Source organism: Paenibacillus tengchongensis, from assembly GCF_008973665.1.
Lineage (GTDB): Bacteria > Bacillota > Bacilli > Paenibacillales > Paenibacillaceae > Paenibacillus_AQ > Paenibacillus_AQ tengchongensis.
The window spans coordinates 112901-137818 of record NZ_WACP01000014.1; the positions used below are offsets into that span (position 1 = coordinate 112901).

General features: G+C 54.2%; 19 protein-coding genes. 8 read left to right on the top strand and 11 right to left on the bottom strand.

The genetic code is table 11. The features are described from left to right. Positions 1 to 144: 144 nt before the first annotated feature. From F1381_RS21790 to flgB, 5 genes are all read right to left on the bottom strand, one after another. Positions 145 to 1947: a methyl-accepting chemotaxis protein gene (locus tag F1381_RS21790; RefSeq protein WP_151736954.1), complete on the bottom strand. Its 1803-nt coding sequence runs from the start codon at positions 1945 to 1947 to the stop codon at positions 145 to 147. Positions 1948 to 2312: 365 nt separating this feature from the next. Beyond that, a complete protein-coding gene (locus F1381_RS21795) occupies positions 2313 to 3467 on the bottom strand; it encodes an NAD(P)/FAD-dependent oxidoreductase (RefSeq protein ID WP_151736955.1) in 1155 nt (384 codons plus the stop codon). A gap of 40 nt (positions 3468 to 3507) precedes the next feature. Then, on the bottom strand, positions 3508 to 4221 hold the full coding sequence (locus F1381_RS21800; protein WP_151736956.1) for a methyltransferase domain-containing protein: 714 nt from the start codon (positions 4219 to 4221) through the stop codon (positions 3508 to 3510). Beyond that, the gene (locus tag F1381_RS21805; protein WP_151736957.1) at positions 4208 to 5365 is read right to left on the bottom strand and encodes a type III polyketide synthase; all 1158 of its coding nucleotides are present in this window, start codon (positions 5363 to 5365) and stop codon (positions 4208 to 4210) included. Before F1381_RS21805 ends, F1381_RS21800 begins: the two co-directional genes overlap by 14 nt. A 153-nt stretch (positions 5366 to 5518) precedes the next feature. Next, the gene (gene flgB, locus F1381_RS21810; protein ID WP_151736958.1) at positions 5519 to 5929 is read right to left on the bottom strand and encodes a flagellar basal body rod protein FlgB; all 411 of its coding nucleotides are present in this window, start codon (positions 5927 to 5929) and stop codon (positions 5519 to 5521) included. A gap of 139 nt (positions 5930 to 6068) precedes the next feature. Between flgB and F1381_RS21815 the strand changes: the two genes are divergently transcribed. After that, positions 6069 to 6509, top strand: coding sequence for a DUF6376 family protein (locus F1381_RS21815; protein ID WP_151736959.1), 441 nt, complete (start codon positions 6069 to 6071; stop codon positions 6507 to 6509). A 95-nt stretch (positions 6510 to 6604) separates the two neighbouring features. Continuing rightward, positions 6605 to 7780: a serine hydrolase domain-containing protein gene (locus F1381_RS21820; protein ID WP_151736960.1), complete on the top strand. Its 1176-nt coding sequence runs from the start codon at positions 6605 to 6607 to the stop codon at positions 7778 to 7780. A 71-nt stretch (positions 7781 to 7851) separates the two neighbouring features. Here F1381_RS21820 and F1381_RS21825 read toward each other — a convergent pair whose 3' ends face one another. Both F1381_RS21825 and F1381_RS21830 read right to left on the bottom strand, forming a co-directional pair. After that, on the bottom strand, positions 7852 to 8790 hold the full coding sequence (locus tag F1381_RS21825; protein WP_151736961.1) for a glycoside hydrolase family 43 protein: 939 nt from the start codon (positions 8788 to 8790) through the stop codon (positions 7852 to 7854). A 294-nt stretch (positions 8791 to 9084) separates the two neighbouring features. After that, a complete protein-coding gene (locus F1381_RS21830) occupies positions 9085 to 10311 on the bottom strand; it encodes an NAD-dependent epimerase/dehydratase family protein (RefSeq protein ID WP_151736962.1) in 1227 nt (408 codons plus the stop codon). Positions 10312 to 10787: 476 nt separating this feature from the next. Between F1381_RS21830 and F1381_RS21835 the strand changes: the two genes are divergently transcribed. Together F1381_RS21835 and F1381_RS21840 are read left to right on the top strand one after the other, a co-directional pair. Continuing rightward, positions 10788 to 11642, top strand: a complete 855-nt coding sequence (locus tag F1381_RS21835) for an AraC family transcriptional regulator (protein WP_151736963.1) — start codon at positions 10788 to 10790, stop codon at positions 11640 to 11642. 92 nt (positions 11643 to 11734) lie between these two features. Continuing rightward, positions 11735 to 12112 (top strand): hypothetical protein, encoded by a 378-nt coding sequence (locus F1381_RS21840; RefSeq protein WP_151736964.1) that lies wholly within the window; start codon positions 11735 to 11737, stop codon positions 12110 to 12112. Positions 12113 to 12173: 61 nt separating this feature from the next. Here the strand turns inward: F1381_RS21840 and F1381_RS21845 are convergent, their stop codons facing one another. After that, complete coding sequence (locus F1381_RS21845; RefSeq protein ID WP_246188148.1) at positions 12174 to 15500, bottom strand: DUF5107 domain-containing protein; 3327 nt, start codon at positions 15498 to 15500, stop codon at positions 12174 to 12176. A gap of 152 nt (positions 15501 to 15652) precedes the next feature. Between F1381_RS21845 and F1381_RS21850 the strand changes: the two genes are divergently transcribed. Continuing rightward, positions 15653 to 16528 carry an AraC family transcriptional regulator gene (locus tag F1381_RS21850; RefSeq protein WP_151736966.1) on the top strand — a complete coding sequence of 292 codons (876 nt, stop codon included), beginning with the start codon at positions 15653 to 15655 and terminating at the stop codon, positions 16526 to 16528. Between the two features lie 28 nt (positions 16529 to 16556). Here the strand turns inward: F1381_RS21850 and F1381_RS21855 are convergent, their stop codons facing one another. Next, entirely contained in the window at positions 16557 to 18524 is a 1968-nt protein-coding gene (locus F1381_RS21855; RefSeq protein WP_151736967.1) for a glycoside hydrolase family 2 protein, read from the bottom strand. A 130-nt stretch (positions 18525 to 18654) separates the two neighbouring features. Continuing rightward, positions 18655 to 19497: a helix-turn-helix transcriptional regulator gene (locus tag F1381_RS21860; protein WP_151736968.1), complete on the bottom strand. Its 843-nt coding sequence runs from the start codon at positions 19495 to 19497 to the stop codon at positions 18655 to 18657. A 198-nt stretch (positions 19498 to 19695) separates the two neighbouring features. On the opposite strand from F1381_RS21860, the gene F1381_RS21865 reads away from it, so the two are divergent. From F1381_RS21865 to F1381_RS21875, 3 genes are all read left to right on the top strand, one after another. Next, positions 19696 to 21360 (top strand): glycoside hydrolase family 2 TIM barrel-domain containing protein, encoded by a 1665-nt coding sequence (locus F1381_RS21865; RefSeq protein ID WP_246188149.1) that lies wholly within the window; start codon positions 19696 to 19698, stop codon positions 21358 to 21360. Positions 21361 to 21613: 253 nt separating this feature from the next. Then, positions 21614 to 22603 carry an HD domain-containing protein gene (locus F1381_RS21870; RefSeq protein ID WP_151736970.1) on the top strand — a complete coding sequence of 330 codons (990 nt, stop codon included), beginning with the start codon at positions 21614 to 21616 and terminating at the stop codon, positions 22601 to 22603. A 48-nt stretch (positions 22604 to 22651) separates the two neighbouring features. Beyond that, entirely contained in the window at positions 22652 to 23452 is an 801-nt protein-coding gene (locus tag F1381_RS21875; RefSeq protein WP_187355511.1) for an aminoglycoside phosphotransferase family protein, read from the top strand. Between the two features lie 116 nt (positions 23453 to 23568). On the opposite strand, the gene F1381_RS21880 is transcribed toward F1381_RS21875, so the two are convergent. Then, on the bottom strand, positions 23569 to 24867 hold the full coding sequence (locus tag F1381_RS21880; protein WP_151736971.1) for a glycoside hydrolase family 28 protein: 1299 nt from the start codon (positions 24865 to 24867) through the stop codon (positions 23569 to 23571). Between the last annotated feature and the right edge of the window lie 51 nt (positions 24868 to 24918).

The window sequence follows — 24918 nt, forward strand, 5'->3', positions numbered from 1 at the left end:
TTCTCAGCCTCTGACCTTCTGTCCTTTCATTGGCCGGAGGCCATCCTTCCAGCGGATATTTAAGGAACGGGAGCCGAACAGATCGGCTCCATCCGAGATCTGGTAATGCAGGTGCGGCTCACTGGAATACTGGAATTGTTTAGGTTAAAGCCTGAACGAATCTACGGAAGCTCTCAACTCGGCTACCACTTGCTCCAGATTAACCGAAGAACGGACTACATCGGATAATACAGCCTTTTGGGCCGTCGCCGCCGTGTTTACCGAGCCTACCATTCCAGATACGGCATCTGCGGCGTTAGTCAGCTCGCCCATAGTTGCGGCCACCTCCTCTGACGAAGCAGACATTTGCTCAGTTACAGCGGATGCTTCATGCAGTTGACTGGTGATCGACGCGACCGAACTTATAATTGTCTGAAAAATAGCATTTACTTCCGCTGCCGATGCGTTTCCGAGCCGGGTCACTTCGGCACTCTGATGCATCAGAGTGGAAGCCCTCCTGATATCTTCGACGGTTTCGCTCAAAATTGTGCTGACTTCCTGGGCAGCTTGTCTGGAGTTATCCGATAAACGCCGCATCTCGGCAGCCACTACCAGGAACCCTCTGCCATGTTCCCCGGCCCGGGCCGCTTCAAGAGAAGCATTTAAAGACAGCAGGTTGGTGTCTTCCGCAAAACCCGAGATGCTGGATACAATCTGATTCATTTCAGCGGATTTGCTGCTTAAAGAGGAAACGACATTTTCCAAGGTGGAATTTGCTTCCAAAATATCGGACATTTGCGCTATTAACGACAAAACCGATTCCAGACCGTGTGTGGCCGAAGTGTTCATCGCCGTGGAATTATCCGCAATTTGGGTTGTCGTTTCGGCTATCCGGTTAACCCCAGCGGCCATTTCTTCCACCGCACGGCCGGTTTCCATAATCCCCGTAAACTGGCTTGTTACACTGATGGACATACTCTCCATGCTGCTTACCACACTGTCCGTTTTCTCGGAGGCCGCCTGTGATCCTGATACTACTGAATGCATGGCTTGCTCCGTAACGGTAGCGTTAGCCATAATAAGCGATATAATCTTTCGCAAATCCATGACCGTAGTGTCAACGGATTTGGACAGCTGCCCGAGATCGTCCTGCGAATAGCTTTGCTCGGGCGCCACCGTCAAATCGCCGCTGGTGACCTTTGTCAATTTGGTATTTACACTGTGCAATGTACTCACGATATGTCTGATCGTCAACCCTGCCAGCACCAATGTCGCCAGCATCACCACAACTAACATGGCAAGTCCGAATCTCTCTTTGCGTAGAGCTTCTTGCTCGGCGGCTTGAATATGTGTTTTGGAATAACTTTCTAATGAAGAAGTGATTTTAGTTATTGTAGAGCCTATGTTTGTGAACAGCCCGTCCAGTGCTTCCTCGGAGGCGGAGGGCTTCGTGATCTCGGATGACCAGTCTGCCAGTTGTATGTCCAGATCATCGAACAGCATGTTCAAGGTCTTATTGGTATCCCTATAAAGGATTTTATCCAGTACCCCTAACTGCTTCAGCTCATCTCTGGCCATACTTACTTTGTTTATGACGGGTTCCATGGATGCAGCAGTTGTCTCGGAACCGGAATTCCCGCCGGTATATGTATATTTCTTATGCTCCAGCAAGATGTGCTGTGCATTTTTATCCGCATCTACCAGCTCTGTAGTGGAGCGGATGGTTGCGCTGTATAGAACGGTGGTCAGGTTGTTGATATCGCGTTTTCCGGTTTCGACCAAATAAACCATGGCTACCGTAAAGGAGATGAGACCAATGGAAACCAATAGATACAGCTTCAAGCGAACCGACAGATCACTCCATAAATTATACGCCAGCATGACCCACCACTTGGGAGATAACATTTTTCTCTCTGCCTGATTATTCTGTGAAACAATGCTGCCGACATCCTGATTTAAAGCACTCATCTGCTGCCTTCTTTCCTGTATGTATTTGCTCTACATTAATAGTGCAACAAATATGTTATTTCTGTATAAAGCAAATCACCTGCTTAAGCTTATGCAACACCGATGCTCTCCTTTCTTTGGCTTTCGCACTCAACCATTTTATTGTATCTTGTGCCGATGATAAAACACTGAAGGGATCCGCAGCGCATGAGCGTAAAATAACACAAATAACCCGCTAGCTGGAGCTTGCGGGTTACTTACTATGCCGTAGATTTCCCTTTCTCCGTCTGGAATGCCGGTAGCTTTCCATCACGCCCAGGGACACATCATTACCGTCTGTTTCGCCTCCCGGAGGGCGGCTTGCTTAGGTCGCTGTCTCCCGTATACTACTGCCGGGCCATCCCGGTTTCCGACAACCTTGTAGCTTTCACTACGTACCTCGCCAACCCGGGGAACATCCGGGCCAGGCCCGGATACAACCGGTTCGTTCTGGCGAATGCCAGCTTCTGTATCATTCCTGCCCGCTTCAGCAGCCGTGAGAACTCGGCGGCGGCTTCTTTGCTATACCCGCTTTGCCACTGATCGTAGCTGAGTGCTCCCTTAAGGTACTTGTCGCTCCAGGCACAGCACAGCAGCGAGGAACGCAGCGCGATGGACATTCCGTCCCCGCACAGAGGCGGAATCATGAGCATCGCGTCTCCGATATGGGGGAAGTCGGACCATGGCTGCGGAACCTCCGACAGGCGGACGGGTGCCATCGATACCTGGGAGCCGGCTATCGGGGTTCCGCTGGCAAGCCTCGTAGCCAGACGGGGATTGCTCCGGGCTGCCGCCTGCAGAATCTCTGTCACCGATTTTCCGTTTCCCTGCACCGAATCCAGAGTCAGCAGCGCAGCGACATTGGCTTTTCCGGCTTCAACCGCAGATATTCCGACGTAGCCTCCGCTGCAGAAATAGAGTTCTACCTGATTCTGTGTCCGGATACCGCTATAATGCGATTTTAATCCAATGTAAACGGTGTCCTTCTTAGCTTCCTCGTCGGCCGATGCAAGGTCACGGGGCTTCTTCGTTCCATAGGCACCGATGACAGCCCTGGCCTGATAACGCACCTTCCCGCCGTCCTGCCTTGCCTCCACTTCATAAAGGCCGCCGTCCAGCTTACGGATTCCGGTCACGGCTGCTTTCGTAACAATTTCAGCGCCTGCCGATTGAGCCTCCAAGTGCAGCAGCCGGTCCAGTTCATAACGGCTGATGCCGATGGCCGGCCCCGGCAGAGGAGCGCTGATCTCACCGCCATGGGGCAGAATAATCATCGCTTTGTCCATCGAGACCGGCGCCAGCTTATGACTCGGAAGATCGAGGCCGAGCACCTCCAGCATTTCCCGCGTTTCCGGCGACATGAACTCTCCGCAGGGCTTGTGCCGCGGAAATTCCTGCCGGTCCAGCAGAACCGTGCGGTGACCGAGACGGGCAAGCTGAATCGCACTGCTGCTGCCGGCGATTCCCGCTCCGGCGACGATAACATCCACTGGCTTTAACATTCTGCGTTCACCTGCTTTGCTTAAGATACACTGATCCGTTTCAAGCGTTAGGGATAACTACCGAGTACCGGAACAGCGGCTTCCAGGTATAGGTCATTGAATCGGACTGCAGCCTGTGCTTCAGCTCTTGCCAGTCCCTGTCCGTGAACCCTTTGGCCACCGACAGCGGCCCGTCATGCCGGATGTACCGATTGCGCGAGATGAGATGAGTGACAATCCAGACCGCTGCATATGACACCGGATGACGGTGGATATCGTTGATTACAACGCCGTACCGGGAGGCTCTCCGCATATGGGACACCATCTCCACCAGTTGCTGGCCATCAAAATGATGGACAAACTGCGAGCCCGTAACAATGTCAGCAGAGGCGTCGGCCAGCTCGCGGAGATCTCCCCGCAGCACCTTCACTCTCGGTTCATGTAGAAACTGGAGTCTCGCTTCCTCACAGGCTTCCTCGGTCATGTCGACCAGAGTGATGGACAGCCCGATTCCCTGCTCATCCGCCCATTGCAGAAGCTTATGGTTCACGTCGCCCGAGCCTGCCCCCACATCCAGAATACTCAGTGTGCCGGGACGGCCGCTGGTCTGCCATAGCTTCTCTACACCATCCTTGGTAGGACCCGGTGCGGCAAAAATCCGGTTCAGCCTCCTCAGGTGCTTCAGCGCTTCCCGCAGGTCTTCCCCGCCCATGGAGAAATCATCCATCAGCTCCTCTTCCTTGGCCCGGACCGCAAGTGTCCTAAAGAATGGCATGGTCCTGCTCCTTGGCGGACGGAGTATATGCCGGAACATAGGAGAACCTCATCAGTTCCGCGGTGAGACCCGGACCGAACGCCATCGCTACACCGGCCCGGGCGGAACTTTCCTTAGCTCTCATGTCCTGCCGCATGGACTCCAGTACAAACAGGATGGTGACCGAAGACAGGTTGCCGGCCGTCCGCAGAATCTCTCTGCTGTATCTTGTCTCTTCATCGCTCAGCTGCATTACGCTCTGAACGGAATCGACAATGCCGCGTCCGCCCGGATGAACCGCCCACAGCTCGGGACGTCCTGTGTCTCCCAGCAGCATGGCCAGCTCCGCTTCCAGATGGATGCCTAGTAACTCGGGTATCCGCGGGGATAAATACAGGTCAAATCCGGTATCGCCTACTTCCCACGTCATATCCTCCGTCGTATCCGGAAGCAGCACCGAATACCCGCGCCCAAGGTCTAAGTAATGGGTATGATGAGCTTCCGGAGCAGCGATCACACATGCGGCTGCACCGTCGCCGAAGAAGGAGGCGGCAAGCAAGGCTCCCCGGTCCTTGACCGGCTGGAAATGCAGGGTGCATAGCTCGACGCAGACGACCAGCACCCTGGAACCGGGAGTGCCGAGGACGACATCCCGGGCCAACTGGATCGCCTTCAGGCCGGCTGCGCAGCCCTGAAAGATGAGCGGCAGCCGGTTCACGCGCGGCGGCAGCCCAAGCTGCCTGATCAGCTCAACGTCCAGACCCGGCAGATACTGGCCGGTGCAGCTGACGGTAATCAGGTGGGTAATATCGCCGGCGGATTGCCCGGCATCGCGCAGGGCTCTTGCTGCGGCTTCCAGTCCTAAGGGAGGCGCCTCCTGCTGATATTTTTTCATCCGTTCTTCCGTAGCCGGGATGTGGCCCTTATCACCTGAAGGCAGATAGCGGCAGTTCTCTGCTGAACCCAGGTAACTGTCGTCGCAGGTGTACCGGGTCTCGACTCCGCAGGATTTGAAGACTCTTCTGGCGAAGCGCGCCAGGTCCGGACGGTCTTGAAGCGAGGAAGCGATCAGCTCCGCTATATCCGGCTGGGTAATCGAATAGGCCGGCAGGGCAGTTCCCATTCCCACAATCGCTGCCGCGGGATTCCTGTTCAGTTGTGTCATCGCATAAGCCTCCATCAATGGATTTTTGTTCTTGGCTAACAATGTTTACCCTCAACCTCATCCCTGTAATCCGGATTCATGATGTACGCTTTATGCAATAAAAAATCAACCCCTGAAGCATGGGTTGATTTTCACAGCCTGTCTCCTGCCGGATCATTTTAAATCCTGCAGCAGATTTTTCATTTTTGAATAATGTCCGCTTACCCGGTCTGCCAGGTAATTGTACATCAGCTGGTTCTCGGCCAGATTTGCCATCTCCAGGTCCATGTCCACGTTGTTACCGTTGTTGTTCATGGAAGTTTCGCTGTTCTGGACCACCCGGTAGGGGATATAAGCAGTGTTGGGATCGTTAACCGGCAAATGCTTTGGATGAGTACGCTTGATCTCCAGTTCCTCTTTCGATCCGCTCTCGATGACGCGTCTGAGCTCGTCTTCAAACTCCACGGTTTTCTTTTTGTAATGGGGAGTGTCGGCGTTGGCGATGTTCTCAGCTATGGCTGTATGTCTTACATTCAGCACCTGCAAAAGAGCTTCGTTGAGTCTTGATGAGCTGCTCTGGATCATGGCTCCATCTCCTTCACTATGTAATCATGCCCGGATGACTGTTCCGGCGCCTGCAAAGAGACGCAACCCGGCACCGGTTTGCCCGTATAACTAATTACATTAAACTTTAAAATTAAAATAACTGCAAGGAGAGAATGCGATGAAAAAGCACAAATTTAGTTTTCTGCTGCTGCTGCTGCTGATTATGCCGGGCTGCGCGTTTGCGGAACAGGTAGGAGACGGCGTGAATTTCGCTACCGATACAGCGGCTTATATGCAGGATTTGAGCCAGTTCGGCCAAGAGATGAACACCTGGGCTGCAGATGCCGCTACTGACCCGCAGGCGCGGGAAGATTTAATGGATAGGCTGACTGCCCTTAAGGAGGAAAGCGCCCAGTATGCGAACCTCCCAGTTCCGGAATATGCGGCAGATTTGCATGCGCGGATTGCGGAATATAATGAGACGCTGCAGCAGGGTCTGGATCAGGCCATAGCCAATGTGGAAGAGGGCAAAGCGGCCTTTGAATCGACGGGCATACCCGACACGATCAGTCAGGTGAATGAGCTGATGAGCCAGCTTAACCAGCTGATCCCGAATTAACGGCGCGTGCTGCAAAAGCACTATACAACTTCTGCGAAAGCGTTTAAAATTCTCTTTATCCAAGAACTTATCCGCAGAAGGAGATATGTCGTGACATGCTGAATTCCAACATTATCAACCGCTTACAAGAAACCCTGAAGGCAAGTATCGCTAACCAAGAAATCGCGGGTGCCAACTTTATGGTCATTAAGGACAGCCGCGAGGCGTTCTACCTTGAAGAAGGCATGGCCGACGTTGAAGCGGGCCGGCCTATACGCCGGGACTCGATTTTCCGTTTGTATTCCATGACGAAGCCGGTGACCGCCACGGCCGTCATGATGCTGCTTGAACGGGGGCAAATCGACTTGTTTGACCCTGTCAGCCGCTATATTCCGGGATTCAAGAACCAGCAGGTCGAGAAGAACGGTGAGCTGGTGCCTGCTGCCCGGGAAGTCAATATTCATGATCTGCTGAACATGACCTCCGGGCTCACTTACGGCGGGACTGACCAAGCCGGGCAGGCTACCGATGCCTTGTTCCGCGAGCTGGGCGGCCGGCTGTTCGGCGATAACCCGATGAGTACGCTGGAATTTGCGAACCGCCTGGGTCAAGGCCCCCTTTCCTTCGAACCGGGATCATCCTGGCAGTACGGAACTTCGGCGGACGTCCTAGGCGCAGTTGTGGAAGCCGTAAGCGGTATGCGGTACGGGCAATTTCTGCAGCAGGAAATCTTCGGCCCGCTCGGCATGCAGGACACCGGCTTTTGGCTGCCCGAGGACCGCAGACACCGCCTGGCAAACACGTATCAGGATGACGGCGAAGGCGGCTTGAAGCTGTTCAGCGAAAGCCACCTGGGCATCGTTCATCCGCTGGACCGGGAGCCGGCCTTTGAGTCCGGCGGTGCGGGCCTGGCCTCGACCATTGACGATGCCGCCAAATTCACCACAATGCTGATGAATCAGGGCAGCCTGGACGGCGTACAGCTGCTCAAGCCGCGGACGGTTCAGTTTATGACGTCGGCGGCGCTGTCCGGCCGTCAGCAGCAAGGCTTTGATAACTGGCATTCTCTCTGCGGCCACAGCTACGGCAACCAGATGCGCATCATGACCGAGCCCGGCAAAGCCGGACTCATCGGCGGCCCGGGTGAATACGGCTGGGACGGCTGGCTTGGCGCGTATTTCACTAACAGTCCGCAGGACCGCTTGACGGTGCTGTTCATGATCCAGAAGCGGGATGCCGGCACGATGCCGATTACCCGCAAACTGCGCAATATTGTATTCAGCAGCCTGTAAATGCTAAACCGCGCCCCGGGGATTCCCGGGGCGCGGTTTCTTTTGAACGTTACGGACAAATCCTGCACAGACTAGGAGCCGAACGCCTCTTTGATCCGCGTATACTCTTCCTTGGTGATCTGCAGCACTGTTCCGTGCTTGAACCCGTACGGGAAGCTGAAGCTTTCGTCGGAACGCACAAACCGGCCGCTGGCCAGCGAGTCGGCGACAAAGGGAACATACCCCTGCCCCTCCCCTTCTACGCCATAGAAATCGAGCATCAGGCACCATTTGCCGTCCGGCAGGCGGAACGCCGTGGGTGCTTCGTATACCCCCTGCTGCAGCTTGGCCATTTCTTCATCAAAAGCAGGAATCCGTGTATAACCTCCGCCGGCCAGCGTGTCGCCCTTCTCCAGAATGATGGTCGCCGGGTTGGCTTCGCTCTTCAGAAAACGGTAGAATATGCCGTTCTCCTCGTAAATGGCCGAGTCAATAATTCCGCTGTCCTCCTTCCGGCACAGCAGCGCCGGTTCGCTGAAGGTCTTGAAGTCCGGCGTACGCGAGTAATAAATTGCCTTTGGACCATAGTCGTTAGAGGCATGAGAGGAGGACCAGTGCAGCACATAATCCCCTTCGTTCGGATCGTAGATAACGTCCGGCGCCCACAGGCAGCCGAAATCGTCATCACCGAGCTGGATCAGCCGCTGCTCCGACCAGTTCACCAAATCCGCGGACTCCCACAGGGACAGGCTTTTGCTGCCTTCCTTCGTAATATTCTCCCAGCTGCTCTGATATTTCGTATGGAAGCAGTTGGCCAGGCTGAGGTCGGTGGCGAGAATGACAAAGCGCCCGTCGCCGGTTCTGACAATGGTATGGTCGCGCACACCCTTCTCCCCTAGGCCGCTTTCCAGTATAGGCTCGCCGCCCTTCACCGCTTCCCAATGGAACCCGTCGGTGCTGAGCGCGAAATAAACCTGCTCCCCGTCAGGCGTCTTCTTCTCTTTAAAATGCACGAATAAATACGCTTCCACGCTGGACACATCCTTCTTGTGATATTCATTCTCTTTAACTTTACGACGCGGAAGCGAGAATTCCTTTAATTAAATATGAATCGATTTATATTTATTTGGGTTCATTTCCCGGGATAGCAGTGCGGCCAGCATATGCGCGGTCTCAGCGCGGGTGGCGGCCGATAAGCTAATAACCGGCCCCGGAATGGTTGGTAACTGCAGCAAAAAAGCCCCTGTATACGTATGTATACAAGAGCGCTTTTAACGGATGGTTTAGGCAAATCAAATGGATGTAAAATAAGTGTGTTCCGCAGCTTACAAGGTCCCCTCTGCGACCGGAAGAATTCCGGGCTGCTGCTGCCGGGTCCATGTGCTCATAGCGGGGAATTTGGAGCTGTCGGCATACTTGGCGTATTTATGGGCGATGTCGCTGATCTCCATGAGCAAGCCTTCATTCAGGGTAATGGGAAGCAGTCCCTTGGACAGGAACAGATTATTTTTGACGTGGAACTCATTCTCTGCGGCCTCCTGCCGGGGGTTCGGGACATACGCAATTTCGCAACCTGTCAGCCGGCTTACCAGCGCAGCCAGATCTCTCACCCGGTGTGTCTCTGTCATCTGGTTCATAATCAGCACCCGGTCCCCGGCTTCCGGCGGATGCTCGACGGCAAGCTGCACGCACCGCACTGTATCCTGTATATGGATGAACGCCCGGGTCTGTCCGCCTGTGCCGTGTACAGTAATCGGATGGCCTGCGGCTGCCTGGATCAGGAAGCGGTTCAGTACGGTCCCGTAGTCGCCGTCGTAATCAAACCGGTTAATCAGCCGCTCGTCGAGCAGCGTCTCCCGGGTATGGGTACCCCAGACGATCCCCTGGTGGAGGTCGGTGACGCGGAGCTTGTCATTCTTGTTGTAATAAAGAAACAGCAGCTGGTCCAGCGATTTGGTCATGTGATACACGGATTCCGGATTCGTCGGGTACAGAATCTCCTGGCGCAGCCGCTCTCCGGTTACTCCCGCAACCTCCACCTCCAGATACCCTTCGGGAATCTCCATTCCTGCCGTACCGTATCCGTAGACCCCCATCGTTCCGAGATGGATCAGATGGATATCCATGCCGCTTTCCACGATGGCGCATAACACATTATGTGTCGCATTGATATTGTTGTCGACCGTGTACCGCTTGAGCCGGGAGGATTTCATGGAATAAGGCGCAGAACGCTGCTCGGCAAAATGAATGATGACCTCCGGTGCCTCCTGCCGGATAACCTCCAGCAGTCCTTCGTAGTCTTCAGCGACATTAAGCGGATAATAGGCGATCCGCTGCCCGGATACCTCTTCCCAGGCATCCAGACGGACGCCGATCGGCTGAATCGGGGTTAAGGAATTCATCTGGCATTCTTCATCGATTTGCCTTCGGGACAGATTGTCGACAATGACAATCTGATACCCTAAGCCGGACAGGTGCAGGCTGGTCGGCCAGCCGCAGAAACCATCCCCGCCAAGCACGATGATCTTGCGGGGCTGAAGCTCTTTTCTCATCTCTTATCCTCCTTTAACCATTCCATTGAATTGCTGCCTGAAAGGATGGGGCCCGCTAATTCCGTATGAATCTACCCGCTGCCGGCAGTGATTCCGGCCTGAAGTGAGAAGATTTTTGTGTCTATGGAAAGCGGGAATGGATGACAAAAAGCAGAGCTGTATGCGGTTAAGCTGGGCAGCGGTTCCGTGATTGCTTATGAGCACCTCCCTTTTGCGAAGCGTTTCCACAGGTATACCAACTTCTGCCTATCATTTTACATTTTAATGCCTAAAAATTGATTTGTAAAAAAAGAAAAAATTAAAAAATATAGCCATATCCGGCCGCCGATTTACCCGGCTGGCATGTCAGTACAGGTCGCTCCGGTATAAAACTATCGTCTATCGCTTAACTTTGTTATATTTATATTGGATTTTCGTGTTTAGCATTGAGTAATCTAACCATATTAATATCTACATTAAAATATTCAGGTGATATCATGTATAGACGGCTGCTGCCGGTCATTACGGAAAAGGATAAAGAGCTCCCCTATTATCTCGTCGACGCGGGGATTCGCTGGAATCAGGAGCATATTGTAAGGCCGGGCGGATATTTGCATCAATGGATTCAGTGTGTGGAAGGTGAAGGGGAGCTGTTGGTCGGCGGACGGACCTACCGGGTCAAGGAGGGAAACGCGATGCTGCTGTTCAAGGGGGTGCCGCATGAGTACTATGCCGTCAGCTCCGCCTGGATTGTGAACTGGGTTGTCTTTGACGGCGCAATGGTGGAGCCTTTTCTGAAGCAGACGGCCGGGCTGCAGACCTCTGGGGTGATGTATCTGTCCAGACCGGAGCTTTTTCTGGCGAAAATTCAAGGCGTCATGGATATCCAGCAATCGGATTACACCCTGAAAGCACTGCAGTGGTCAGCGCAGGTATATACCTTCCTGACCGGTATCGTTCAGTTTGCCTCCACCACTCCTGACGCCAGCGCCTCCAGCCTCAATCTGCGGTTAAAGCCGCTGCTCGACTATATCCATCAACATTCTCATCAGCAGCTTACGCTGGAAACGATGGCCGGGGTGGTCGGCATTACGCCTCAGCATTTGTGTACACTCTTTAAAAAAGCGACCAATATCCGGATCTTCCAGTATATCAATTCCGTGCGGATTCAGAAGAGCAAGGAGCTGCTGCTGCTGCATCCGCTGAAGCCCGTACAGGAAATTGCCAGATTGGCCGGGTTCGAGGATGCCAATTATTTCAGCACCGTCTTTAAAAAGCATGAACAATTGACGCCCAACCAGTACCGGAGGCTTCACTGCCCGCCGCTGTATGATTCCGGAGCCATCCGCTGATCCTACCTGATGCGTCTCCGGGAGCAAGCATGCGCCGGGCTGTCCGGCCAGGCATGAAAGCAGTCTTTAATTAATGAAAGGATGGTATACCTATGGAAGTGGTATCCCGTGAAGATCAAATGGAATCCATCCAATCCCTGCAGTCAACAATCTCAAAGCTCGCGAACGCCTTAACCCAAATGACGGAAAGCGGCGCTAACACTGCCCTGGTCAAGAAACGGCTCCAGGCTGCTTCCGCCGGATTAGCAGCTCTGGACAACGTCTGGAATCAAACGCCTCTTCCATGCACTCCGGAAGATTTAGCCGCAGCCTGCAAGGTTCTATACGGACTAACTCCGGTTATACAAAACAGCTATGTCAAGTCTAAGGCCGGCAGCCCGCAAAGAACGCTGCTGGAAAGAAGAATAAAGGCATTGGAGCGGGCTGTTCAAGCAATGGAGTTCATCCTGGCACAGACGCACCGGACGTAATAGCAGATTCAATGGCCAGCGACAGCCGGACATCCAGCAGCGCTTCAGCCAAGGAATCATGCTATCGGCTCAGCTGCAGATGGATATAGGCCCCCATATGATGGCTATCGAGCTCAAGCGCTTTATTGAATTCCGCTCCGGCTGCGCGTCTGTTGCCGAGCCCGAGCAGGCCCAGCCCCCGCATGAAACGGCAGTGGATTTCATTCCGTCTGTCCAAATCCTCATCGAATACCAGGAAGTCCGGAAGCGAAACGGCAAAATAATCGATCTTCACTTCATCGAACAAATGCTTCTCCGCATAATCAACCAGCTTGTTGAACCGCCGTTTGGCTTCATGCCCGTTCTCTAATTTCAGCCAGGCCAACCCCTGATAGAAGATCATTTCCGGCGGCTGATCGTTGTAGTACATCGCACTGGTAGGCTCCTCCAGGCCGTGCGCCGCCTTCCGGAATGCGTCCCGCGCCTCCTCCTGTTGTCCCAGGCTCTCATAGGCGCAGCCGAGATAATAGTAAATATTATTTTCCTGTGCTCCGGCCAGCTTCCCTTCTCCCAGATTGTGCGGATAGACCAGTGCGTTCCTGAGCAGCTTCACAGCCTGCTCATCACCGCCGTCCGCGATATGCCGCTTTGCCAGTTCGACATGCGCCAGCACATACTGCCCTGTTGCTTTGCCCTCGCCGCCCTCCCAGGGGTGGAAATTCCGCGCCGTCAGCAGCTTCAGCGCCTCTTCATACCGGCCGAGCCGGTTGTGCAGCGTGACATACTCAAGATACAGATCGTCGCGGGCTCCGACGAGTTCGGCGTGGGTCTCCAGGATGTCCAGCCGTTCGGCTGCCGGCAGTCCGAGCTTTTTATATAACTGGTCCAGTTCGAATAGTACACGGGCATCACCAGGAGCGCATTCCAGCGCTTGCTCCAGTGAGATGCGGGCTGCGGCCGCGTCGCCCAGCTTGTTGAAATAGGCCAGCGCCAAATTCCGGTGGACGACGGAATAGGTTCCGTCGAGGGTCCGGGACTTCTCCCAGTAAGAGATAGCCTCCTGATGGCGTTTCTTGTCGTAGAGCAGATTGCCGAGATAATAACAGGCTCTGGGATCCTGCGGGTTAACGCAGACGGCGTACTCCAGCACCTGCAGCTCGAATAAAGAATTCGGGAAGCAATAATCCGGACTTGCTTCTCCACCGGCAAGAACATGTCTGCGGGCTTCAGCTTCTTTGCCCTGCTTCCCGTACAGGTACCCTAACGTATAATCCACAAGCGGATTTCCGGAACCGGGCAGTAGCAGCAGAACATTGATGGCATCCTCGTACAGTCCGGCGCCCGCGTAGTCCGATGCCAGCTCCAGGTAATTCCGCGGTTCGCCGCGCAGCAGCTTCCGCAGCTGATCTAGTGCCGACCGGAAATCCGCGTCTCTGCCCGGGGCTTCTCGGATGAGCGCCAGTTCATAATGAGCGCCGAAATCGGCTGTATCCAGCTGCAGAGTCTCTTCCGCATAACTTTCGGCTTCAGCGGTTCTGCCCAGCTTGCGAAGCATTGCTGTCTTGATATTCCGCGACTTGTAGTTCCGCGCATTACGGATCAGCGAACGTTCGGCCAGCTCCAGCGCCTCGGCATGATTGCCCTTTCCTGCGGCTATCTGTGCCAGCGAGAAATATCCGCCGTCCTGCCACGCTGCGCTCCAGACCGCTTTGTAGAAGGCGGCGAACGCCTCATCCAGGCGGTCCTGCAGCTTCAGGCTGAGCCCGAGCTGGTAGTAGGCTTCACCGTCGTAGGGATTCGGGTTACGCCAGGTCACCCGGTTGACCGCTTTACGGAAATGGCGTTCGCTCTCGGCGAGCAGCCCTCTGCGCAGCAGCAGCGTGCCGTAGGCGGTATTGATCCGGCTATCGCCTTCGTCCCGCTTCAAGCCCTCCAGATAGTAGGACTCCGGCTCAAAAGTCGCATGGCGGTACTGCTCCAGATGCAGCCCGGCGAGATACAGCTCCTCGTTCGTAGCCAGCTCGGCCGGCTCCGGCAGCGGCTTCGCGGCATCCGGCACCTGCTCAATATCCTTGCGCTGCGGAGCATAAGAGACTAGCAGGCTGCCTGATGCCTCTCTTACTGACAGCTTAAGCTCATGCTCCTGAATTCCTGCAGCCAGCTTGACCTCTGCCACATAAGTATCCGCCGGAGTAAGCGTCAACCGTTTAGCCAGCAGCGTCCCGCCCGGTCCGGCCAGCTCTACCTCCGCATCTTCATAACGGGCAGTAGTATACACATATACTGACGCGATCCCCCGTTGTTCGTCCACTTCCAGGTTGACAGCCGCTTCGGTTGTGGCGTTCTTGACGACGCCGATGTTCTTGTACGGCATGAAATATTGGGTAAAGGTCTTCTCTTCGTACGGCTGCAGCCAGGTGAAGTCGGGCTGGTTGTCCGTAAATACACCGGTCATCAGCTCGATGTACGGGCCGTCCTCGTCGGTAAGATTGCGGTCCCAGGCCTGGCCGAATTCCCCGTTGCCCCAGGTCCATTGCTTCTTGCCCGGCGATATGTAATGGTTCGCCACATGCAGCAGCCCGGCCTGCACCGAATGGTCATATCCGCCGACAAAATTGTAATCCGATTTATACGCCATATATGAGGTCGGCACAGGAATATTCTTATAGCGGGAAATATCGACGCCGGATGAATAGTCCATTTTATAATAGGTGCCGGTAGCAATCGGGAAGCGCGAGACATCGCGTTTGCCGTGGTCGAATACGGCAGTTACATCAGGCGGAAACACCGACTGGGTGTGGTCATTTACTGCCACTGCCGGATTCGCCCACCAGAGGAAGGTCTGCGGTTCGGGGGTGCGGTTGTACAGCTGTGCCGCAATCTCCAGATACGCTTTGTCCGGATATAGGGTAAAGCCTGCCGTCACCTTGGTGCCGTACATCCGGTCGATCTCGCTGATCCAGACGGTGGCGCTGCCGTCCTCCTTCTCCTCCAGCTTGTACTCCACAGGGCCATAGGTATTCGGACGGTGATGCTGCGGCCAGTTGAATTCGATGCCCCCGGAAATCCACGGTCCGGCAAGGCCAACGAGCGCCGGTTTAATCACCTGATTGTAATAGACAAAATCGTAATTGTTCGTCCGGTCCACGGCGCGGTAAATGCGTCCGCCCAGCTCCGGCATGATTTCAATATGCAGGTACTCGTTCTCCAGTATGACGATCCGGTAAGGAGCGGGCTTCTTCTCATCCTCGATTTTTTCGATGACGGGATACGGGTACACTTTGCCGGTGCTTCCCTGGTAGACGCGTTTTTCCAGAAACATCGGATTTTTGTTTGGTTCGCCAATGCTGTATGTCGGGATTTCCACGGTTTCTTCCCATATTTTGGTGCGCGGGCTTGGTACAGTCAACATGATCACTCCTATGTGTAGAGTTGGCTTATACCTCCACATTACAGGAGTGCTGCTGGAGCTACAATTCACGAAATTCGGAACATGATGGACGATTCTCTTGTTCCGGGATATACTAGGCATGACTTAACCGGAAGGAGCGTTTCCTACCCATGAAGAAAACCGACGGCTTTGCAGCGGAGAAAATCATCGTCCTTCCCGCCTACCTGCTGGAACAGATTACCGCCCATCCGCTGAACCGGATGCTGTACATAACCGATATCGGATTTTTTCCGCGGGCGCAGTATCATTACAGGGAAAGGCCGGAGGGCTGCGACACCTGCATTCTGATCTATTGCGCAGAGGGGGAAGGCCGGGTCTCCATCAGCGGAGTACTGCATACGCTGAGAGAGCGGCAGCTTGTCGTCATTCCGGCAGACACTCCGCATGCCTACTGGACAGAGACTGAACGGCCATGGACGATTTACTGGTTTCATTTCAAGGGGGAGCAGGCCGGGGATTATACTGCCCTGCTTAAGGGAGGGTCAGGGCCGCTGACGCTTGCCGCCCAGGATTCCGACAAATTCATCGACTTGTTCCATCAATGCTACGACCTGCTGTCGGGCGGTGCCTACTCTGCTTCGCATCAAATTCTGGCCATGCAGACTGCTGCATACGCTATGAGCTCACTTGGCATCCTTCCGGAGCGCGAAGATGAGGACCGCAAACGGCAATACATCGAATCGGCGATTCATCTGATGAACTTGAGGCTGGAGGAGAGCCTGACGCTGGATGAAATCGCCCAGTACACACAGGTCTCCAAGCAGCATCTCAACCATCTCTTCAAAAGCTCAGTCGGGTTCGCCCCGATCGATTATTACCTCCGGCTGAAGATGCGGCGCGCTACCCAGCTCCTCGATCTGACGGCGCTCAGCATCAAGGAAATCTGCCATACGCTCGGGTTCAAGGACCCGTATTATTTCTCCCGGCTGTTCCGCAAGATCAACGGGCTCTCGCCCACCGATTACCGGAATAAACTAAAAGGCTAACTGCTGCCGGATGATGCAGCTTATTCCGCTATTGTCCGATCCGCCGGTTCAGTACCTCAAAGCCGGTTGGCCTGCGGACAACCGCGTGAATGCCGCCGGATATCCCTGGCGTCTCAACGATAAATTCGGCTGTGTCGCCTGGTGCAAGCGGCGGAATATCAAAGCTCTGTTCCCATGCTTCCTCCGCTGCGGCCAGCAGCAGCCGGTAACCGGAAACGGAATGAGCAGGAAGATCACCAGCGCAGCTCACGCGCAGGTGCAGCCTTTTGCCGGAATCGCTGTGTACCGCTTCAAGCCTAACCGGAGACGACACCTCTGCCAGCAGCCGGTAGGACGGCTTCTCATTCCCGGACAGATCGGTAACCCCGTGCACCCGCTGGCGCATCCGCCCTTCGCCCTCTTCGCCCATTTGCGTCCGGTAATCGTTGAGATTGAAGTAGATCATTCCGGCAATATTGGGAACTTTGCGGTAGATGTCCATCTTCTCGCGCAGCTGTTCGCTCCGCCGCACATCGCCGCCGGAAAAAGCCGGTTCGCACAGACCGAATTCGGAAACGACAATCGGCTTGTCCGGATAGGCCGCAATCAGTCTCTTCACCGTCTCGTCCATGTCATGCTCCCCGTGCCAGGTCCCGATATAATCGTTCCACATGATGACATCGCCGGCACCGGTTGCATCCGCAGCCGGATCGAAATGAACGGTGTTGCTGACATAATTGACCAGCCGGCCGGAATCCAGACTGCCGATGTAGGCTTTCATGTCTTTGACATAACGAACGGTTTGCTGAGACTGCCCGTCCAGCTCGTTGCCGACGCCCCAGGCAATCACGCTGGGATGATGGTTATGCCGCGAGATCATCTCCGCCAGCTGCCGCTGGGCCAGCGTCACCGTCTCTCCGGCAGGCTCCATCGGCTGCTGCCATAGCGGGATCTCCTCCTGGACGAGAATCCCGTAGCGGTCGCACCAGTCCAGCAGACGTTCGCTTTGCTGCCAATGGAACCGGGTCAATACACAGTTGGCCTGCTTAAGCTGCTGCAATACACGTTTCATATCCTCTTCCGATTCCGCCATGCCCTTATCCGGGTGTGAGCCCGGCATCCATTCCACGCCGGCCAGCCTAACGGGCTCGCCGTTCAGCAGAAACTGGCTGCCGCGCGTCTTAAATTCGCGGAAACCGATGCTCTTCGTAACTTCATCCTGAAGCTCGCCGCCCGCTGCAACCCGTATAGTGAACTCATACAAATGCGGGTGGTCAAAATGCCACAGCTGAGCGCCTTCAATCTTAATCTCCGGCAGCGGAATCCCGGTGCAGGGGTAAGCAGCCGTTTGCGTTCCCGCCCATACCTGCTTGCCGTCCTGCTGCAGCAGCAATTCAAGCGTCAGCTCCTTCCCTCCGGTCTGCAGCGCCTGATGAAGCGCAACCTTTCCGGTAATGACTCCCGCCGCTTCCGTTTGTCCGGCATGCGGCAATATCGGTGCAGCCTGAAGGCTCACCGCATCAATGGCTGCTTCGCCTGTTACCGACAAATACACCTCCCGGATGATTCCGCCATCATCGGCCCAGTCAAAGCTGTTGCCCTTAGGCAGGGCTGTATCGCTGTTCCCGTTGTCGACGGATATGACCAGCAGGTTCTCTTGCCCTGCCTTGATATACCGGGTCGCCTCGATCCGGAACGCCGTGAACCCGGAATCCAGATGGCTGCCGGCCTGCTCTCCGTTAATCCAGATCACCGCGTCGCGGTATACTGCTTCGAAATCAAGCCATACCCGGTTGTCCGGTGAAAGTTCCGGAGCTTGGAAACGGCACTCATACCAGCCGAGCCCGCGGTAATTCTCGGTTTCAGGCTGCACGTTCCAAGTGTGCGGCACTTCTACCGGCTCAGGAGACGGCAGGCCGCTCCTTGCCCAGTCCTTTATAAGCCCGATTGCTTCGGGGTCGGGCTGAAATTTCCATGCTTTTTCGAGCAGTGCTGTTGTTCTTCCCTGTTGTTCCATTCTCTTCACTCCTGTCGTCGCTTACAGATCCCTTTACAAGTTAACCTAACCTCAATGTAACCCAAGCCAGGCCGGAAGGAAATTGATGATGTTCGGCACTTCATGGACTATTTTCTTGCCGGAGCCTTCATTACTCTTCCACTCTTCTGCTGCGGCGGTAAGCGCTCGGCGAGAGGCCGTTCAATTGTTTGAACATTTTGCTGAAATGATATTCCTCGTAGAACCCGCACAGCCTGGCGATTTCCTTTACCGGATAATCTGTATAGACCAGATAGCCGCATGCATGTTGGTTGCGGAAATGCATATGGTATTCCTTCGGGCCCATGCCGGTATATTTCAGGAACAGCTTCCGCAAATAGGAAGCAGAGATGCTGTACTGCTCAGCCAGTTGTTCGATGCGCAGGTTCTCCTTCGCACTGTTCTCCAACTGCTTCTTAATCTGCTCAAAAGCGGCAAAAGCTCCCGATTCCATCAGGCTCCAATCCGCCTGCGCGCTTCTATGGAGCTTATGCAGGAGCAGCTGCAATTTAGCCTTGGACACGGCTGTTCCGGCGGGCAGGCCCGGCGACCATTCCTGATGAAATTCCCGGAACCTTTCGCTTAATTCTTCGGCTTCCGAGCCATGGAACTGGCTGATGAACGGGAGCGCCAGCTTCCCTACCGGCAATACATTTTGCCACACCGCATCATAGACCAGCTCGGCACAATCGAACAGCAGCATGGTGATCCGCAGCGGAGCGCTGCTCTCGGAGCGCATGGACATATGCAGGCCGGGCTTTAAGTATACAAGCATCCCTGCCTGCACCTGATGTTCCAGGTTCGTTAAGAAGGTCCCCTCTCCCTCGTGAATCCAGTACAGGCTGTGCACATTCACCAGGTTGCGGATATCTTCCCAGCCGGGATAGGTGACTTTGTCCAGTACAAAGTGGATATGTACGATAAGGTCGTTCAAGTTGTATCCGAATTCCTGCAAGCGATGTCGTCCTCCTTGCTTTTGTAAGCGCGATTTATACAAGCGCCTGTTGTTTTTTTCTATTCAATACCTGAACTGTACATGATACGCTCGATATTATCAAGGAATCTGCAGCCGCTGCGGCAGCAGCGCTTACAACGAGGAGGAAGGCCATTGTTAAGGACTTTTCGTCAGCATCACATTCGGAGGACAGCGCTTTTGGACGGTTCGTGGGATTTTGCCAAGGATCCGTTGAATGTGGGCGTTCAGGAGCATTGGTTTGAGCGATTTCCACAAGACAGACAATCTGTATATGTCCCCTCCTGCTGGAATAACGAGCTGGGTCTGTTCGAATATGAAGGTGTCGGCTGGTACAGAACCAGGCTGGAGCTCGGACAGACACAGCACATCCGGCTGATCTTCCATGCCATATTAGGCCATGCCGATGTCTACCTGGACGGACAGCATCTCGGCTATCATTATGGCGGTTATACCCCTTTTGAGTTTGTCATTCCTTCCCTGCCGGCGGGAGAGCATGAGCTTGTCATCCGGGCGGACAGTACGCTGGACCGGCTTACGATTCCGACGGAGCTTGTAGACTGGTTTCATTACGGCGGCATCATCCGGTCGGTCGAGCTGCAGATTTTACCGGACTTGTATATTGAACATTTCAAGATCGGCTATGAGCTTACCGGTACGGACGTAAGTGTGAATTTACAGGTAAAGATCCGTTCCCTGGCGGGGACGGCACAGACGGCCAGGCTCGAATTGCTTGAAGGCGGGCAGCCGGTCCTGTCGGAAGAATTGCAGATTGAAGCAGGGCAAACTTATCATTACAGCGCAGAGCTGTTGTGGAACGAGGTGCGCCTGTGGAATGTCGGACAGCCGGAATTGTATACCCTTACAGCCCGGATTGCGGATGACGACTTAAGCGAACGCATCGGCTTCCGCCGGATTGAGACGAAGGATCACCGTGTCCTGATCAACGGAACACCGGTGTATCTGAAGGGCGTCAACCGGCATGAGGAGCATCCAGAATGGGGCTTTGCCTTCCCGCCGAAGCTGATGCACAAAGAGCTGGACATCATCCTGGAGCTGGGCTGCAATTCGGTGCGGGGTTCCCATTATCCGCAAAGCCCGTATTGGCTGGACCTGCTGGATGAGCATGGCATCGTGTTCTGGAGTGAAATTCCGATCTGGGGCGCTATGCTGCCGAATGAAACCGTCGCCGAGCCGCTCTTCCAGGAGCGCGCGCTGAACATGATCCAAGAAATGATCGGACTGCATATCCATCATCCCTCCGTCATCTTCTGGTCGGTGCATAACGAGATCGACACCCGCACGCAGGACGCCTACGTGTTTACGCAGCATCTGGTCCAGCTGGTGAAGCAGCTGGATAACACCAGGCTGGTCACTTATGCCACCATGCATCCGCTCGAAGATGTTGTATTGCCCCTCTTCGATGTCATCGGCATTAATAAATACTTTGGCTGGTATGAAGGGGAAGCCGGGAATTTCAAAGGAATGCTGGAGCAGTTCCATGAACGCGCACGGAAGCTCGGAGCAGGCGACCGGGTCGTGCTCATGACCGAGTTCGGCGGGGCTGGGCTGTTCGGGGACGTCGGCTGGGAGCCGCGGCTGTTCAGCGAGGATTACCAGGCGCAGATTATTACTGAGGCACTGGCCGTCTTCCGCAGCGATCCGCAGATCGGCGGGACCTATATCTGGCAGTTTGCCGACATCCGCGGGGATCTAAAGAGCAGCAGCACCCATTTCCGGGACCGGGCCCGCGGCTTTAACAATAAAGGCCTGGTCAATGAATACCGCAAGCCCAAGCAGTCCTTCCGGGAAGTGCGGCGGATCTACCGAACCTGGAACGACTAAGCATCTGTGCAGTCTTATAAGTGGAAGTAGCGGTGTTTATCGCGGCAGTAATTTCATCCGAGCTGTCCCGAAGCCATATTCTTCAAATGGCTGCCTGGGGCGGCTTTTTTGATTAAGGGCAAGGCTCATTTGTCCGCGTCGTAAAATCGTTCTGTCGTGCAATTTGCGAAGCACGCTGTTACAGCGGGCAGGATAGTTCTATTAACACGCCGAAATCCATTATGAGATTAAAATTCCAGGAGGAACCTTTAAAATGGATTTCCTGTTAAGACTCGACGGTGCTTTAAACGAAATTTACGAACCCCTATGGAAGCTGCGGATTCCGCTCGCCGATGAAGAACAAACACTGCTCCGAAGCATAAAGGTGAGACGACTTCATTATATCCGGCATGGCGGAGCTTCTTACATCAATACTCACCATACCTACAGCCGCTTACAGCATACGCTGGGCGTATTTGCGCTTACGGCGCATTTTGTGCCGGATGACCGGACGCTGCGGGCAGCGGCGCTGCTGCATGATATCGGGCATGCACCTTTCAGTCATACGTTAGAATCCCTTGAAGGGGCGGACCATCACCAGTGGACGCGGGCGGCTGTGTTCTCAGAGGAGATCGTTGACATTCTTTCCCGTGCGAATATTTCTCCGGCAGACGTCATGGACTATATTGATGGCTCCCGGCGCAGTATATTGAGGAACACTGATGGAATTATTCACGCCGATCATCTGGATTCGTGGGTCAGGAGTGCATTTATCGGCGGTTATCTGACGATTTCAACGGATGAACTTCTGGATGAAATGGACTACTGCAATGGAAGTCTCCAGTTCACACCGGAAGCCGGCAAGCATGTTACCGGGCTCATATGGGAAGAAGCCCGTATGCATGCCTCCCCGGCAAATATCGGCATAAATACGATCATGAAGAAACTGGTTCGCCGTTTACTGACCAAAGGGGATCTTGATGCCGCCAGGCTGCCGATGATGACGGATTCGCATATCGAGCAGTTGCTTCGTGACGATGCAGACACACACGCAGAGTATGAACGGCTGCTCATGGAATCACGGCGGATACGCGTGTCTCGGGATCAACCTGCAAGCCATGCGGAAACGGCAGTGTTGAGTAAGCTCTATCTCGCGATGCCGCTCATTCAAGGCATGGTGACCACCGAATATTCGCCAGACAGCCTTGCTGCAGTCCAAGAACTCCAGCAGCTGCTCGGCACGTATTATGTTTGGTGGGAGTGAGACAGGATTGCAGTATACTATCATCGATTTGAAATGGAGAAGGCTATCATGACTCAGGAAGAAGTGTTAAAGGGCGGTAATGTTAATCACATTGTCCGTAAGGAGAATACCGTTTTAAGACCTACAGGCTATTGGAGCCCTAGTGTTCATAAGCTGCTAAAACATTTAGAGAAGCAAGGCTTTGAGGGAGCACCCCAATTTCTCGGCACCGACAGCTCTGATCGTGAAATATTAACGTTCATTTCTGGAGAAGTCCCGGGAAACGATTATCCTGAACTCGAATCGTACATGTGGTCGGATGAAACGCTTATAGATCTGGCACGTCTTTTACGGCGTTTTCATGATGCGACGGAAGGATCTGCTCTTATGACAAGGGGCAAGTGGCAGCTTAGTTACGGCGATGCCCGCGAATACGAGGTGATATGTCATAATGACGCTGCGTTGTACAATGTCGTTTTTCAAAAGGGTGCTCCTATAGCGCTGATAGATTTCGACATGGCTGGACCAGGTCCGCGTATGTGGGACATTGCGTATACCCTTTATACATCGGTTCCGCTGGCGAGCTTCTCACCTGACCTTTCTTCGGGAAGAACGGCAGCGTATCAAAGTGATTTACACGCTAATGAGCGCCGTAGACGAATATATTTGTTTTTTGAATCGTATGGAACTCCCGTTCCTAATGAACTGCGTCAGTGGATCATACAGAGGTTGACTACGATGTGTGAAACGTTGAGAAATGGTGCGGCTGAAGGAAACCCTGCTTTTCAAAAAATGGTTGACGAGGGCCACCTGGCTCACTATGAGAGTGAGATTCGATTTGTTGCGAATCATTTCAATGATTGGATTTAAAGTTTAGGGCTCAAGAAACATATGTACCACACAAAAGAAACCGCCCTGATTGGCAAAATGAATGAGCCTCGATCCATCCCAAAGGAGCGGTTCTTTATGCAGCCCGTCATTTCCTGCTAGCGCACGTTGAAATTCTCCAGCGCCAGCCGTCCGACATTACTGAATTCCACACGCTTCCCGGTTGCCTGCAGATCGACATCTTTCAGCACAATGCTCTCGACATCGCTGCAAACGATCGCGTTCCCGGCGCGCAACCGGATGTTGTGCAGTTCAATATTGCTGAGACGCTGCTCGGGCAAACCTTTGATTTCTATAGCGATCCGGGCGCCATCTCCGGCAATATCCTGAATATGAATCTGGTTAAAAATAGATGGGGTATCCGTTTTGGGAATGACCGTACTGTAGCCGTAGTACATATTGATTTGCACCGCCTCTTCTCTGACATCGTTAATCTCGATTTGCTCGAACCGGATATTCTCCACGAAGCCTCCGCGGCCGCGCATCGATTTCAGCCGGATGCCGCGGTCGCCGCCGCTGATGCTGCAGTGATGGGCATATACATTCCGGACGCCACCCGACATGCCGCTGCCGATCACCAGTCCGCCGTGCCCTTCCTTCATCGTACAATTCCGGATGACAATGTTCTCGCAGGGCTTATTCACCCGCCAGCCATCCTCGTTCATACCGGAATTGATGGCAATGCAATCATCGCCTGTCTCGAAGCTGGAGTCTTCGATCAGAACATTCCTGCAGGAATCCGGGTTTAGACCGTCCGTATTGGGACCGCAGCTGACAACCTTCACCTTCCGGATAATGATATTCTCGCAGTAAACCGGGTGAATCGTCCATTGGGGGCCGTTATGGATGGAAATCCCTTGAATCAGTACGTTTGTGCAGCCAACCGGCTGGATAAAAGAAGGCCGCAGCGCATCCTGCTCGGTACCGAATATCCGCTGCTCTACTGGAATCCCCTCGCTCTCAGCATAGCAAAGCTTGTCTGCCGCCGTCTGCTGAAGCTGCTTCCAGTGCCACCATGCCTCGCCGTTTCCGTTCAGCGTCCCTTCTCCGGTTACGGCAATGTTCTCGCAATCCCTGGCATAGATCAGCGGAGAATAATTGTAGCATTCCATCCCCTCCCAGCGGGTGAATACAGGGGGGAGATAGTCGGCGAATACATCGCTGAAATGAATCACGGCCCCTTTTTCGACAGATAAATGAACGTTGCTTCTCAGGTGGATGGGACCTGTTCTCCACTCCCCCGCAGACACAATGACCGTCCCGCCCCCCTGTCCGAAACAGGTATCTACCGCTCTTTGGATGACACCGGGGTCATCCTCTGAGCCTTCTCCGGGCAACCGGAAATCCTCTGCGCGGAATAGCTGCTCCGGAAAAACCGGAGCCATGATTTCTTCCATTTCAAACGCGCTTCCATAAAAATATCGCTCAGCCACTACGAATGACACTCC

Excerpts from the sequence above, each read along its gene's own strand:
- F1381_RS21790 (WP_151736954.1), bottom strand. The coding sequence starts at position 1,947 with ATGAGTGCTTTAAATCAGGATGTCGGCAGCATTGTTTCACAGAATAAT.
- F1381_RS21795 (WP_151736955.1), bottom strand. The coding sequence starts at position 3,467 with ATGTTAAAGCCAGTGGATGTTATCGTCGCCGGAGCGGGAATCGCCGGC.
- F1381_RS21800 (WP_151736956.1), bottom strand. The coding sequence starts at position 4,221 with ATGCCATTCTTTAGGACACTTGCGGTCCGGGCCAAGGAAGAGGAGCTG.
- F1381_RS21805 (WP_151736957.1), bottom strand. The coding sequence starts at position 5,365 with ATGACACAACTGAACAGGAATCCCGCGGCAGCGATTGTGGGAATGGGA.
- flgB (WP_151736958.1), bottom strand. The coding sequence starts at position 5,929 with ATGATCCAGAGCAGCTCATCAAGACTCAACGAAGCTCTTTTGCAGGTG.
- F1381_RS21815 (WP_151736959.1), top strand. The coding sequence starts at position 6,069 with ATGAAAAAGCACAAATTTAGTTTTCTGCTGCTGCTGCTGCTGATTATG.
- F1381_RS21820 (WP_151736960.1), top strand. The coding sequence starts at position 6,605 with ATGCTGAATTCCAACATTATCAACCGCTTACAAGAAACCCTGAAGGCA.
- F1381_RS21830 (WP_151736962.1), bottom strand. The coding sequence starts at position 10,311 with ATGAGAAAAGAGCTTCAGCCCCGCAAGATCATCGTGCTTGGCGGGGAT.
- F1381_RS21835 (WP_151736963.1), top strand. The coding sequence starts at position 10,788 with ATGTATAGACGGCTGCTGCCGGTCATTACGGAAAAGGATAAAGAGCTC.
- F1381_RS21840 (WP_151736964.1), top strand. The coding sequence starts at position 11,735 with ATGGAAGTGGTATCCCGTGAAGATCAAATGGAATCCATCCAATCCCTG.
- F1381_RS21850 (WP_151736966.1), top strand. The coding sequence starts at position 15,653 with ATGAAGAAAACCGACGGCTTTGCAGCGGAGAAAATCATCGTCCTTCCC.
- F1381_RS21855 (WP_151736967.1), bottom strand. The coding sequence starts at position 18,524 with ATGGAACAACAGGGAAGAACAACAGCACTGCTCGAAAAAGCATGGAAA.
- F1381_RS21870 (WP_151736970.1), top strand. The coding sequence starts at position 21,614 with ATGGATTTCCTGTTAAGACTCGACGGTGCTTTAAACGAAATTTACGAA.
- F1381_RS21875 (WP_187355511.1), top strand. The coding sequence starts at position 22,652 with ATGACTCAGGAAGAAGTGTTAAAGGGCGGTAATGTTAATCACATTGTC.
- F1381_RS21880 (WP_151736971.1), bottom strand. The coding sequence starts at position 24,867 with ATGGAAGAAATCATGGCTCCGGTTTTTCCGGAGCAGCTATTCCGCGCA.